Origin of the sequence: Parasphingorhabdus sp., from assembly GCF_041748495.1 — a bacterium.
Classification (GTDB): domain Bacteria; phylum Pseudomonadota; class Alphaproteobacteria; order Sphingomonadales; family Sphingomonadaceae; genus Parasphingorhabdus.
The window spans coordinates 1-12746 of the sequence record NZ_JBGTDD010000078.1; the positions used below are offsets into that span (position 1 = coordinate 1).

A 12746-nucleotide genomic window follows, 5' to 3' on the forward strand; every position below is an offset into this window, starting at 1 on the left:
GAGGGCGGACGGATCGAAAATGGTACCGTGTTCATGACGGCAGGGAAAATATCCTCTGTCGGCGGTGCCGAAACGGCGATCCCTGCCGGTGCGACGGTCATCGATGGTACCGGCAAATATGTCACGCCGGGCATCATCGACGTCCATAGCCATCTCGGCGACTATCCCACACCCAGCGTAGCGGCGCATAGTGACGGGAATGAAGCCACTTCACCGGTGACCCCGGAAGTATGGGCGGAGCACAGCGTCTGGCCGCACGATCCCGGTTTTTCACGGGCGATGGCCAATGGCGGCATCACGGCGCTGCAAATATTGCCCGGTTCGGCCAATCTGTTCGGCGGCCGCTCGGTCACGCTCAAGAATGTACCGGCCCGGACGGTGCAGGCGATGAAATTCCCCGGCGCGCCTTACGGCATGAAAATGGCCTGCGGAGAAAACCCCAAGCGGGTTTATGGCAGCCGCAATCGCATGCCATCGACCCGGATGGGCAATCTGGCCCTCAACCGGCAGACCTGGATTGATGCACAGGAATATCGCAGCAAGCGCAACGATGCCAAGCCCCCGAAACGCGACCTTGGCAAGGAAACGCTGGTTGGCGTGCTGGATGGGGAGATATTGGTTCATAACCATTGCTACCGCGCCGATGAACTCGCGCAGATCATCGATCTGTCGAAGGAATTCGGCTATAAGGTGACGGCTTTTCATCATGCCGTCGAAAGCTACAAGATTGCGGACATATTGGCGAAGGAGGGCATATGTTCCGCCGTCTGGGCCGACTGGTGGGGCTTCAAGATGGAAGCCTATGACGCGATCCCGGAAAATGCCGCCCTGCTGCAACAGGCCGGAGCCTGCGTGATCATCCACAGCGATGATGAAAACCAGATCCAGCGGCTCAATCAGGAAGCCGCCAAGGCGCTTGCCGATGGTCGCGCCATGGGCATTGAAATCAGTGATGCAGAGGCGATCCGCTGGATCACGCTCAATCCGGCCAAGGCCATGGGTATCGACCGGATGACCGGCAGCCTGAAAGCTGGCAAGATGGCCGATATGGTCCTCTGGAACGGCAATCCGCTGAGCGTCTACTCGAGGCCGGAAAAAGTCTGGATTGACGGCGCGCTGCTGTTCGACAGCGGCGATCCGAAGCGCCGTCCGGTCAGCGATTTCGAACTCGGCCAGCCCGGTGAAGGAGACGTGAAATGAGACGTTTTACGATGTTTCTCGCCTCTGCCGCGGCCCTGATGGCCGCACCACTCGCGGCGCAGACCACGGCCATCACCGGCGGCAAGCTGGTAATCGGCGACGGCAGCGCCCCGATTGACGGGGGCACGGTGCTGATTCGCAATGATCGCGTCGTCGCCGCGGGCGCCAACGTCGCCATTCCCGCCGATGCGCGCCGGATCGATGCGACCGGCAAATGGGTGACGCCGGGCATTTTCGCCGGGTTCAGCCGGATCGGCCTGGTCGAGGTCGGTGCGGTCTCCCAGACCAATGACATGAACGCCAGCGGATCGCCTTTCTCGGCCGCGCTCGACGTCCAATATGCGATCAATCCCTTCGCCTCGCCGGTTGCGGTCAATCGTGCCGCGGGCGTCACCCGGGCGGTAGTCTCTCCAAGCACCGCCAACTCGATTTTTGGCGGCTATGGCGCGGTCGTCGATCTCGGACAGGATGAAAATCCGATCACCAAAGCGCGTGCCTTCCAGTTTGTCGAACTGGGGGAAACCGGCCAGAGCCGCGCCGGGGGTAGCCGTTCTGCCTCGCATATCCTGTTCCGGGCGTTGCTCGAGGAAGCGCGCACCTATGCCCGCAACCCGGCGGTTTTTGACAGCGATCTGCTCAAAGCCTCGGACGCCAAGGCGCTGCTGCCGGTGATCGACGGCAGCACCAAGCTGCTGGTCCATGTCGAAAGCGCCAATGACATTCTCAAGGTCCTCGACCTGCGCAAGGATTTTCCGGCGCTCAAGATCGTGCTAGTCGGCGCCAATGAAGGCTGGCGCGTCGCCAGTCATATCGTCGCCGCAGGCGTACCGGTGCTGGCATCGGCGCTCGCCGATCTGCCGTACGGCTTTGAAGATCTGGCGGCGACCCAGTCCAATATCGGCCGGATGAAGGACGCCGGTGTCAAGGTCGCGATTGGCATGATCAATGACCGCGATGCCCACCAGCTTCGCTATTCCGTGCAATATGCCGGCAATCTCGTGGCGCTCAACAAGGTGCCGCGCGCCACCGGCCTAAGCTGGGATGAGGCCTTTGCCGCGATCAGTTCGGTCCCGGCAGAGATCATGGACATGGGCGGGCAACTGGGTTCGCTGAGGGCCGGACGGCAGGCCGATGTGGTAATCTGGACCGGCGATCCGCTGGAGCTTTCGACTCAGGTAGAGCGCGTGATCATCGACGGCGTCGAGCAGTCACTGAGCAACCGGCAGATGCGGCTGCGTGACCGCTATCGTGATCCGGCACCGGGCGATCTGCCCAATGCCTATGATCACTAGCGCCTAGAGGCGCACCATCGACATCATCGTCTCGCCGTAGCGCGGACCGGCGGTGCCGCCAACCGGTGCCGCGGTTTCCAGCTCGTCCAGGTCAGCCTCGGTCAGCCTGATATCGACCGCCGCCATGCTGTCTTCCAGAGTCGCGCGCCGTTTCGATCCCGGGATCGGCACGATGAAATCGCCCTGGGTCAGCAACCAGGCCAGGGCGATCTGGGCCGGCGAGCAGTGATGCCGCGCGGCCACCGTCCTGACGACCTCGACCAGCTTCATGTTCTGGGCAAAATTCTCTTCCGAATAGCGCGGATCATTGCGCCGATAATCATCCTCGGGAAGGTCATCCCGGCTGCTGATCTGGCCGGTCAGAAATCCCCGGCCGAGTGGGCTATAGGGCACGAAGCCGATGCCCAGATCCTGACAGACCGGCAGGATATCCTCCTCGATCCCGCGCTCCCACAGCGAATATTCCGACTGCAGCGCCGCAATCGGATGGGCGGCATGGGCTTTTTTCAGCGTTTCGGCGCCGGCTTCCGACAGGCCAAGATAGCGGACCTTGCCCTCCTTCACCAGCTCGGCCATCGCGCCGACCGTTTCCTCGATCGGCACTTTCGGATCCACCCGGTGCTGGTAGAACAGATCGATCACATCCACACCGAGCCGCTTCAGCGACCCTTCACAGGCCCGCCGCACATTGGCGGGAGAGGAGTCGACTCCGGTCACCTGGCCGTCTTTGAAGGCGAAGCCGAATTTGGTGGCAATCACCAGCCGTTCGCGCCGGCCCCTGATCGCCTGTCCGAGCAATTCCTCGTTGACATGCGGGCCATAGACCTCGGCCGTGTCGAAGAAGGTCACGCCCAGTTCGATCGCCCGGTCGATCGTCGCCAGGCTTTCCGCCCGGCTGGCCATGCCGTACATGCCCTTGCCAATTCCCGCCATCGGCATGCATCCGAGGCCCAGCGCGGACACTTCCAGTTCTGGTCCGAGTTTGCGATATTTCATGTCAAATCTCCTTCGCTTCTCGCGATTGTCGCGGTCACACTCATGTTCGTGCTGACATTGGCAACCGTTCTTATGATATCAGGAAAGGTCTCGATCGCCAAAAGCAGAACCAGCGGTTCGATCGGAATGCCCATGGCAATGCAGATCGGGGCAATCGAGGTGATGAAGCTGATCGAGCCGGGCAGGCTGACCGCGCCCATCGTGGTGATGGCGGCGACCACCACACCGATGGCCAGCATCGCGAAAGACAATTCTATGCCCATCAGATGGGCGATATAGATGGCGACCGCCAGATTCATGCAGGGGCCGGTGGCGCGAAACAATGCCACCGCGATCGGAAGCACGACATCGGCAGACCGTTCGCCCACCCCCATCGCCTTGACGCCGCTGACCATGGCGGGCAGCGACGCGAGCGAGCTTTGCGTCGAAATGGCAACGGCCTGGGCCGGCGCCGATGCCTTGAAAAAGGCGATCGGGCCCCGTTTGCCGCCGACATAGGTCAAGATATAGCTGAAGATCCAGACCACGACGCCGATGCTGCTGACGATCAGCACATAATGCAGCAGGGCCCCGAAGGCGGCCAGTCCCGCATTCGCGCCGACCCCGAGGGCAAGCGCAAACACCCCGAGCGGGGCCAGCGCCAGCACCCACTGGATCAGGATCAGCAGTGCGTCGGCCAGGGCATTGAAAAACTGGTCGAGCATCATTCTTTGCGGATCGGGCAAGCGGCTGATCGCAAAGGCCAGGGCCAGCGCAAAAACCATCAGCGGCAGCACCGCGTCTTCCGCTGCCGCGGCAATCGCATTGGTCGGGATCAGCGCGCGCAGAAATTCGCTGAACGGGGGGACGTCTCCCGGCGGTGCCGCATCGCCCAAGGCAGATCGCAGCGCGGCGGCAGCGTCGATGTTGAGCGGGAAAAGCTCGAGCAGGGCCGGAGTCAATATGGCGGCCATGGCGGACGAGCACCACAGAATGAAGATCATGAATGCAATGGCGCGTCCGGTCATCCGGCCAGCCCGCGCCATGGTCGCTGCCTTGCCGATGCCGACGATCAGCAGCGTGAACACCAGCGGAATAACCGTCATGCGCAAGGCGTTGAGCCACATGTTGCCGATCACATCGGCGGCCTCGACCAGCGGTTCGTTTTGGGTACCGACAAACAGTCCGATCAGGATGCCGAGTACCAGGGCAAGCAGTATGATCAGTGCTTTTTTCAATATATTACCCCTTGGCTTCCCCGCTCCGATCATCAACCATGGCCGGTCGAAGCTGGCAAGGACTGATTAACGGTAAATTTTGCCAATGGTTCCATTCCCGCTTGGTGTCCAGCCGGTCCTTCGGCTAGAGAAACACATGACAGGGCGTGACCATGCTGGGACATAAGTGGATATGACAAAGAAGTTTTTCGGTACCGATGGCATACGCGGGCTGACCAACAGCCATCCGATGACGGCGGAGATCGCCATGAAAGTCGGTCAGGCGGCGGGCCGGCATTTCCAGCGGGGTGATCATCGTCACCGCGTGGTCATCGGCAAGGATACAAGGCTGTCCGGCTATATGATGGAAAATGCCCTGGTCGCCGGATTTACCAGCGTCGGGATGGATGTCGTGCAGGTGGGACCGCTGCCGACTCCCGCAGTGGCCCTGCTCACGCGCTCGATGCGCGCCGATCTCGGCGTGATGATTTCGGCCAGTCACAATCCCTATTTTGACAATGGCATAAAATTATTCGGGCCGGACGGGTTCAAGCTGTCCGACGCCGACGAACTCAAGATCGAGGCATATCTCGAGCAGGAGGTGAAGCTGGCCAAGCCGCAGGATATCGGCCGGGCCAAGCGGTTCGAAGATGCCCGCGGCCGCTATATCCATGCCGTCAAGATGTCCTTGCCGGAGCATATCCGCTTCGACGGCCTGAAGATCGTCTGCGATTGCGCCAATGGCGCCGCCTATCAGGTTGCGCCCTCGGCATTCTGGGAGCTTGGCGCAGAAGTGGTCACTCTGGGCATCAGTCCCAACGGGCTGAATATCAATGACAAATGCGGGTCTACTGATCTGGCGGTCCTGCAGGATACGGTGGTGGCTTCGGGTGCCCATATCGGCATTGCCCTGGATGGCGATGCCGATCGTCTGATCATCGTCGATGAAAAGGGACAGGTGGTTGATGGCGATCAGATCATGGCGTTGATCGGGTCCAGCTGGAGCCGCAGCGGTCTGCTGCGCGGCGACGGAATCGTCGCCACGGTCATGTCCAATCTCGGGCTGGAAAGATTTCTGAACGCCCAGCATCTGGATCTTGTGCGAGCGAATGTCGGTGATCGCTATGTTCTGGAGGAGATGAAAAAGGGGGGATATAATGTCGGCGGCGAGCAGTCCGGCCATATGATCATGCTCGACCATGGCACCACCGGCGATGGCACCGTCGCGGCCTTGCAGGTGCTGGGCGAGCTGGTTGACAGCGGCAAGCCGGCCAGCGAGTTGCTCCATCTGTTTGACCCGGTTCCGCAATTGCTCAAGAATGTGCGCTACAGCAGCGGCGAACCGCTGGCTTCAGAAAGGGTCAAGGCGGTGATCGCGGAAGCGGAAAGGGAACTGGAGGGTTCCGGACGGCTGGTGATCCGCAAGTCGGGTACCGAACCGCTGATCCGGGTGATGGCCGAGGGCGATGATGAAGAGCAGGTCCATGCGCTGGTCGACCGGATATGCGCGGTGGTCGAGGACGTGGCCGCCTGATGCTGGACATGCGCCCCGATTGCGAAAGCTGCGGCAAGGATTTGCCAGCCGAGCAAGCCGGCGCCCTGATCTGCAGCTTTGAATGTACGTTTTGTGCAGGCTGCAACGAGACCAGACTGCATGGCAAATGCCCCAATTGTGGCGGGGCCCTGACTGCCCGCCCGACCCGGTCAGCGGCGCTGCTGGCGAAATATCCGGCTGCCACGGAATGGACATATCCATCATGAATATCCTGGATGCCCTGGACGCTCGCACGATCGTGGTGCTGGGCCTGATCCTGCCGGTTCTGGCGACTTTTCTTCTCTATTTCTTTGCCCGCGGCTTTTTCAGGCGGTTCTGGATCCCGATCCTGCTGGTGGCGGCAGCCCTGGAATGGTTCCTGATCGTGCAGGTCGGACCGTTGTTCCTGTGACCGGAACCTGTCCCCGGATATTGTCGATCGCCGGATCGGACAGCGGCGGCGGCGCGGGTATTCAGGCGGATATCAAGACGATCACCATGCTCGGCGGTCACGCGATGACCGCGATTACCGCAATCACGGCGCAAAATACACTCGGTGTCCAGTCCGTGCACCGGGTGCCCACCTCGATGATCCTGGCACAGATCGATTCCGTCGTCAGCGATATCGGCGTCGATGCGGTCAAGATCGGCATGATCGGAAGCGCGGAAGCCGCGCGCGCCGTCGCTGAATGTCTGGCCAGGCTGAGCATCCCGATTGTCTTCGACCCGGTGATGGTTGCGACCAGCGGCAGCACTCTCGCCGATCGCGATACCATAGCCGCCTTCGGACAATTGATGGATGTGGCTTCGGTGGTGACCCCCAATTTGCCGGAACTCGAAGCCTTGGGCGGCAAGGACCGCATATTGGGTCACGGCTGTCACCTCGTGGTCAAGGGCGGGCATGGCGAAGGGCCTATGGTTGTAGACGAACTCTATGCCCCCAGCGGCCTGGTCGCCCGGATCGAGGGCAAGCGGCTGGATAGCAGCGAAACCCATGGCACCGGCTGCACCTTCGCCAGCGCGCTGGCCGTCGGGCTGGGCAGCGGGCTGAAGCTGAGAACAGCCTTTGAACAGGCAATCTCGTTCACCCGCATCGCGATCATCGAGGCGCCCGGCCTTGGCCAGGGCAATGGCCCGCTCGGCCATCAATATGTCACCGACTTTCAGGATCTTGACGAATGATTGCCGGGGTGGACGAGGCGGGCAGGGGGCCGCTCGCCGGCCCCGTGGTGGCTGCCGTGGTCATCCTGCCCGACGATCACGCCATTATCGGACTGGACGACAGTAAGAAACTGACGGCCAAGGCGCGTGCGCGCCTCGAGCTGGAAATCATGGCTTGTGCGCATTTTTCGGTCGCCCAATGCTGCGAATCCGAGATTGACGAGATCAACATCCTGCAGGCGACCATGCTGGCGATGGTGCGGGCGGTTGAAGGTCTCGCTATCAGACCCGGCCATGTGCTGGTCGACGGTAACCGGCTGCCGCGATGGGGATTTTCAGCCGAAGCCGTGATCGGCGGGGACGCGATCCATCCCTGCATTTCGGCCGCCTCGATCCTTGCCAAGGAATGTCGCGACCGGCTGATGATTGCCGCAGCGGAGCAATATCCGCAATATGGCTGGGAACGGAACAAGGGCTATGGAACGGCGGAGCATCTGGCGGCGCTCAGGCAATATGGCCCGACGCCCCTGCACCGAAAAAGCTTTGCGCCGGTCGCACAGCTTGAATTGCTTTAGGCCTCGGCCTTGGCCGGATTTGGCGCGATCTTGCGCTCAGCCAATACCCATTCGCCGCTGTCGCTCTTGATATATTTGGGCTGGCGGGTGACGTTCCAGACCAGACCCATTTTCTCCAGCAGCAGTAACACATAGCCAGCGATGTCGATTTCCCACCAGGCCATGCCCTGGAAGCTGGCGCGCGGATGCTTGTGATGGTTGTTGTGCCAGCCTTCGCCAAAGGTCAGCAGCGAGAAAATGAAGCTGTTCTTGGCCGTGCCGACGCCTTTGGTGTGCCGCTGCGACCCGACAACATGGGCGTAGCTGGAAATACCCAGGGTGATCTGCAGAACCACGAAAGTCCGGAAATAGCCGCCGATCAGGATCGTGCCGATGACATGGTCCCAGCCGCCAAAGACCAGGCCCCAGATGCCGGGAAAGATGATCAGCGAGAAGATCAGCCAGTACCAGCGGGTCTTGTGCAGCCACAGCACCACTTCATTGTCGGCAAGGCCCTTGCCATAGATGCTCATGTCGGTGACGCAATCATCCATGAACCAGCCGAAATGCGAGTGGAACATGCCCTTCAGCCGGCTCGTCTTGCGTCCCCGGCCGTCAAGCCAGGGGCTGTGCACGTCACCAATTTCATCGCTATGGGCATGATGACGGCGATGATCGGATGCCCAGCGGAGCACCGAGGACTGGATCGACATTTGCGCCATCGCCCCCAGTATATATTGCATCGGCACCGACGTATCGAAGGACTTGTGCGAATAATAGCGGTGAAAGCCGAGAACGATACCCAGCATCAGGATGATATAGCCGGCGATGAAGGCCGACCATTCGACCCAGCCGGTGTCATAGGTGAACATCCACCAGACGGCAGCGACCGAACCGAAAATCTTTGACCCGAAGACGATCGCATATTCGCGGCGTTTCTCGCGTCCCGCTTCGCCGCCGACGATCACACCGGGATGCGGCCGGGGTTCGTCGCTCTGTTGGGCGATGCCATAGTCATGCTGATATTTATCACGAAAATTGCGCGCCATCTGATCACTGACCCCCGGACTGTTACACTGTGGAGCAAATCTGCTGATCCCGCATATAGCCGGAACGCAGGTTTTTGTGAACCAAATTTGAATAAGGCTGATTTTGTCAATCTGCCCGAATAAATTTTCCGAACGAGTCTTTTGCGTCACACTACTAGGGATTGAGTCTCTTTTGCGGAGAGTGACTCCATATCTGGTGGCGGACTCGTTTCGTTCTTCTTTTTCGTCTTTCGTTAACCATGTAGATACGCCTTTAACCTATATTAACGGCCTTGACCGGCCGCCATTTCGGACTCACCACTGGCGCGGCTGAAAAAAGGATCAGAGGTTCATGGGGATTATCGAGCGCCTGCACGCGCCCAAAACACGCACCGCACCGCGCACCGCGAAAAAGGCTGTAGACCTGCCATTGGGGCAGATATTGAAAATGGATTGCATCGAGGCGATGGCCTCCCTGCCGGATGCTTCGGTCGACATGGTCTTCGCCGACCCACCCTATAATCTGCAACTGGGCGGGGATCTGTACCGTCCCGAAGGCGGTCAGGTGGATGCGGTCGACGATGCCTGGGATCATTTTGACAGTTTTGCCGCTTATGATGCGTTTACGCGCGCCTGGCTGGCGGAAGCGCGCCGCATTCTCAAGCCCGATGGTTCGCTCTGGGTGATCGGCAGCTATCACAATATCTTCCGGGTCGGCGCGTCGCTGCAGGATCTCGGTTACTGGATCCTCAACGACATCATCTGGCGCAAGGCCAATCCGATGCCAAATTTCAAGGGTACGCGCTTTACCAATGCGCACGAGACATTGATCTGGGCGTCGAAATCGGAAAAGTCGAAATATACGTTCAACTATCGGGCGATGAAGAATCTCAACGACGAGTTGCAGATGCGCAGCGACTGGGTGATGCCGATCTGCGGCGGCCAGGAACGGCTGAAGCGCAACGGTACCAAGGCGCATCCGACCCAGAAGCCGGAAGCCTTGCTCTACCGGATCATGCTGGCGACGACCAATCCCGGGGATGTCGTGCTCGACCCGTTTTTCGGTACCGGCACCACTGGTGCGGTGGCGAAGCGACTGGGCCGCGAATGGATCGGTTGCGAGAAAGAAGACAGCTATTGCGAAGTCGCGGAACAGCGGATCGCCGAGGCGCTGCCACTGGACGAGAGCGCCCTCAAGACCATGCAGTCGCCGAAGTCGAAGCCGCGGGTCGCGTTTGGGACCCTGGTCGAGACCGGCTATGTCAAACCGGGCGACGAATTATGCAGCAAGAACCGCCAGTATAAGGTGAAGGTGCGCGCCGACGGCTCGCTGCTCTGGGAGGGCCAGGAAGGCTCGATCCACAAGATCGGGGCTTCGGTGCAAAATGCGCCCAGCTGCAATGGCTGGACCTACTGGTATTATGATGATGGCAAGGCGCTGAAACCGATTGACGACCTGCGCCAGACCTATCTGCTTGCTACCGAACCCTGATATGGGCGATGCGCTGGAAGAATTGGAAGCATATGCGGGGGAGGCAAAACTCTATCTGAAGCCGGTCGGGCTGGTCGACAGCCCACAATGGCATGAGGATAAAAATACCAGGTTAAACAATAGTCTGATCTGGTTTTCTCAGATAGAATATCTCATCATCGCAAACGGCAGGCCGAATCTTCGCGGCCTCGTCAACATCACCCAATGGCCGGAATGGTCAAACGCCTTGCCGGAGCCGCTGGCCCGGCGCGCCGCCACGCTTTTCACCCATCTGACCCGCCAGCACGAACCGCTGACCTGCGGCGAACGGATCATTCGCTTTGACCAGCCGCATGTCATGGGCATTCTCAATATCACGCCCGACAGTTTTTCCGACGGTGGCAAACATCAGGATGACCCGGACAAGGCGGCCGAGGCCGGACTGGCCATGGCCGCCGCCGGCGCGTCGATCCTCGATATCGGCGGTGAAAGCACCCGGCCCGGCGCCGATCCGGTCTGGGAAGGCGACGAGATCAAACGGGTGCAGCCGGTGATCGAACGTCTGGCCCATTGCGGCGCGGTGCTGTCGATCGACACCCGCAAGGCCGCGGTGATGGAAGCGGCGATCGCCGCCGGCGCGCATCTGATCAATGATGTCTCGGCGCTGCTGCATGACAAGAGATCGCTCGAGGTCGCCGGCATTTCCGGCGTTCCGGTGGTGCTGATGCACGCCCCGTCGAGCGGCAGGGATCCGCACAAGAGCGAAGGCTATGGCAATATCGTCACCGACACACTCGACTGGCTCGAACAGCGCATCGCCGATGTGGTTGCAGCAGGCTTCGAACGCGAGAAGATCATCATCGATCCCGGCCTCGGCTTCGGCAAGACGCTGACCGACAATCTCGCGCTGATGAACAATATCGCGATGTTCCACACGCTCGGCCAGCCGCTGCTGATCGGCGCCAGTCGCAAACGGATGATCGGGGCTTTGTCCAAAGAAGCACCAGTCGACAAACGCCTCGGCGGCTCGATTGCCTTCGCCCATCACGCGATCCAGCAGGGCGGGCAGATCGTCCGGGTGCATGATGTGCCGGAAACCGTGCAGGCGCTGCAGATCTGGCGCGGCATGCGCGACGCCGGACTGACCGCGGCGCTGTAAGGGTCGAGCCTGCTGACGCAGTGCAACATAAATGCGATTGGCCAATTCCGAATAACGGGCTAGCATTGCTTCGCGTGGAACGTGCCAGATATGGGGGACTGCATTGACCGACCGGACGAACCAGCTTGTGCGAGCAATTGTCATCGTCGGCGGCGGCACCGCAGGCTGGATGACCGCAGCAGCGCTGTCCCGCAAACTGGCGGGAACCGACACCAGCATCCGCCTGATCGAATCTGCCGAAATCGGTACCGTCGGGGTCGGTGAAGCGACGCTGCCGCAAATTCGCGACTATATCGATATGCTCGGCATTGATGAAGCGGAGATGATGGCGCGGACCAGCGCGACGATAAAGCTCGGCATCGAGTTTCGCGACTGGGGCAAGGTAGGCGATCATTATATCCACCCGTTTGGCGTGCACGGGGAGCCGATCGGTCCCGCCGATTTCCACCATTACTGGATCAGGGAACAGGCCGCCGGACGGTCCGGAGACTTTGGCGATTATTGCCTGCCGATCACGGCTGCGCGCCAAGGCCGCTTCGACCTGCCGCCGGAACATCCAGCTTCGCTCGTCCAGGCTTATGCCTATGCCTATCAGTTCGACGCCAGCCTCTTTGCTTCCTATCTCGCCGAATATGCGAAAGATCGCGGCGTGGACCGGATCGAGGGCAAGGTCGTCGCGGTCGAGCGCGCTGCTGACAATGGATTCATCCGGTCGGTGACCCTGGAATCCGGTCAGCACATCACCGGGGAACTGTTTGTCGACTGTTCCGGCTTTCGCGGACTGCTGATCGAGCAGGAACTGGCCACCGGATTTGACGACTGGAGCGACTATCTGCCCTGCAACCGGGCCTTCGCGGTCCCGTGCGTCACCGTCGCCCCGGTCGGCCCCTATACCCGGTCCACGGCTCGGCCAGCGGGCTGGCAATGGCGGATCCCGTTGCAGCACCGGGTCGGCAATGGCCATGTCTATTGCGACCGCTATATCAGCGATCAGGACGCGGTCGATATGCTGATGAACAATCTCGAGGGCGAGCCGATTGCAGATCCCAAGCAGCTGTTCTTCCGGACCGGCAAGCGCACGAAATTGTGGAACAGGAATTGCGTCGCGATCGGCCTGTCCGGCGGGTTTCTCGAACCGCTGGAATCGACCAGCAT

At 60.6% G+C, this 12746-nt stretch carries 13 protein-coding genes; 10 read left to right on the forward strand and 3 right to left on the reverse strand.

Annotation, left to right across the window (positions count from 1 at the left end):
• Nucleotides 1-1200, forward strand: a 1200-nt coding sequence (locus ACEW8J_RS06195; protein WP_373490772.1) for an amidohydrolase, incomplete at its 5' end; no start/stop codon positions are given.
• Nucleotides 1197-2492, forward strand: coding sequence for an amidohydrolase family protein (locus tag ACEW8J_RS06200; RefSeq protein WP_373490773.1), 1296 nt, complete (start codon nucleotides 1197-1199; stop codon nucleotides 2490-2492). The genes ACEW8J_RS06195 and ACEW8J_RS06200, both read left to right, overlap by 4 nt.
• A gap of 3 nt (nucleotides 2493-2495) precedes the next feature.
• On the opposite strand, the gene ACEW8J_RS06205 is transcribed toward ACEW8J_RS06200, so the two are convergent.
• The gene (locus ACEW8J_RS06205; protein ID WP_373490774.1) at nucleotides 2496-3488 is read right to left on the reverse strand and encodes an aldo/keto reductase; all 993 of its coding nucleotides are present in this window, start codon (nucleotides 3486-3488) and stop codon (nucleotides 2496-2498) included.
• Entirely contained in the window at nucleotides 3485-4705 is a 1221-nt protein-coding gene (locus tag ACEW8J_RS06210) for a dicarboxylate/amino acid:cation symporter (RefSeq protein ID WP_373490775.1), read from the reverse strand. The genes ACEW8J_RS06205 and ACEW8J_RS06210 overlap by 4 nt, the downstream gene beginning before the upstream one ends.
• 172 nt (nucleotides 4706-4877) lie before the next feature.
• On the opposite strand from ACEW8J_RS06210, the gene glmM reads away from it, so the two are divergent.
• From glmM to ACEW8J_RS06235, 5 genes are read left to right on the forward strand one after another with little or no spacing between them, the layout of a single operon-like run.
• Nucleotides 4878-6218, forward strand: coding sequence for a phosphoglucosamine mutase (glmM, locus tag ACEW8J_RS06215; protein ID WP_373490776.1), 1341 nt, complete (start codon nucleotides 4878-4880; stop codon nucleotides 6216-6218).
• On the forward strand, nucleotides 6218-6445 hold the full coding sequence (locus tag ACEW8J_RS06220; protein WP_373490777.1) for a DUF1272 domain-containing protein: 228 nt from the start codon (nucleotides 6218-6220) through the stop codon (nucleotides 6443-6445). Before glmM ends, ACEW8J_RS06220 begins: the two co-directional genes overlap by 1 nt.
• Nucleotides 6442-6630, forward strand: coding sequence for a hypothetical protein (locus ACEW8J_RS06225; protein ID WP_373490778.1), 189 nt, complete (start codon nucleotides 6442-6444; stop codon nucleotides 6628-6630). The genes ACEW8J_RS06220 and ACEW8J_RS06225 overlap by 4 nt, the downstream gene beginning before the upstream one ends.
• On the forward strand, nucleotides 6627-7400 hold the full coding sequence (gene thiD, locus ACEW8J_RS06230; RefSeq protein WP_373490779.1) for a bifunctional hydroxymethylpyrimidine kinase/phosphomethylpyrimidine kinase: 774 nt from the start codon (nucleotides 6627-6629) through the stop codon (nucleotides 7398-7400). Before ACEW8J_RS06225 ends, thiD begins: the two co-directional genes overlap by 4 nt.
• Nucleotides 7397-7954 carry a ribonuclease HII gene (locus ACEW8J_RS06235; RefSeq protein WP_373490780.1) on the forward strand — a complete coding sequence of 186 codons (558 nt, stop codon included), beginning with the start codon at nucleotides 7397-7399 and terminating at the stop codon, nucleotides 7952-7954. The genes thiD and ACEW8J_RS06235 overlap by 4 nt, the downstream gene beginning before the upstream one ends.
• Here the strand turns inward: ACEW8J_RS06235 and ACEW8J_RS06240 are convergent.
• On the reverse strand, nucleotides 7951-8982 hold the full coding sequence (locus ACEW8J_RS06240) for an acyl-CoA desaturase (RefSeq protein WP_373490781.1): 1032 nt from the start codon (nucleotides 8980-8982) through the stop codon (nucleotides 7951-7953). The two genes, ACEW8J_RS06235 and ACEW8J_RS06240, sit on opposite strands and share 4 nt — an antisense overlap.
• A gap of 331 nt (nucleotides 8983-9313) precedes the next feature.
• Between ACEW8J_RS06240 and ACEW8J_RS06245 the strand changes: the two genes are divergently transcribed.
• From ACEW8J_RS06245 to ACEW8J_RS06255, 3 genes are all read left to right on the forward strand, one after another.
• A complete protein-coding gene (locus tag ACEW8J_RS06245; protein ID WP_373490782.1) occupies nucleotides 9314-10453 on the forward strand; it encodes a site-specific DNA-methyltransferase in 1140 nt (379 codons plus the stop codon).
• A gap of 1 nt (nucleotide 10454) precedes the next feature.
• Nucleotides 10455-11591, forward strand: coding sequence for a dihydropteroate synthase (folP, locus tag ACEW8J_RS06250; protein ID WP_373490783.1), 1137 nt, complete (start codon nucleotides 10455-10457; stop codon nucleotides 11589-11591).
• 103 nt (nucleotides 11592-11694) lie between these two features.
• Nucleotides 11695-12746: tryptophan halogenase family protein (locus ACEW8J_RS06255; protein ID WP_373490784.1), on the forward strand; the 1052-nt coding region annotated here is incomplete at its 3' end.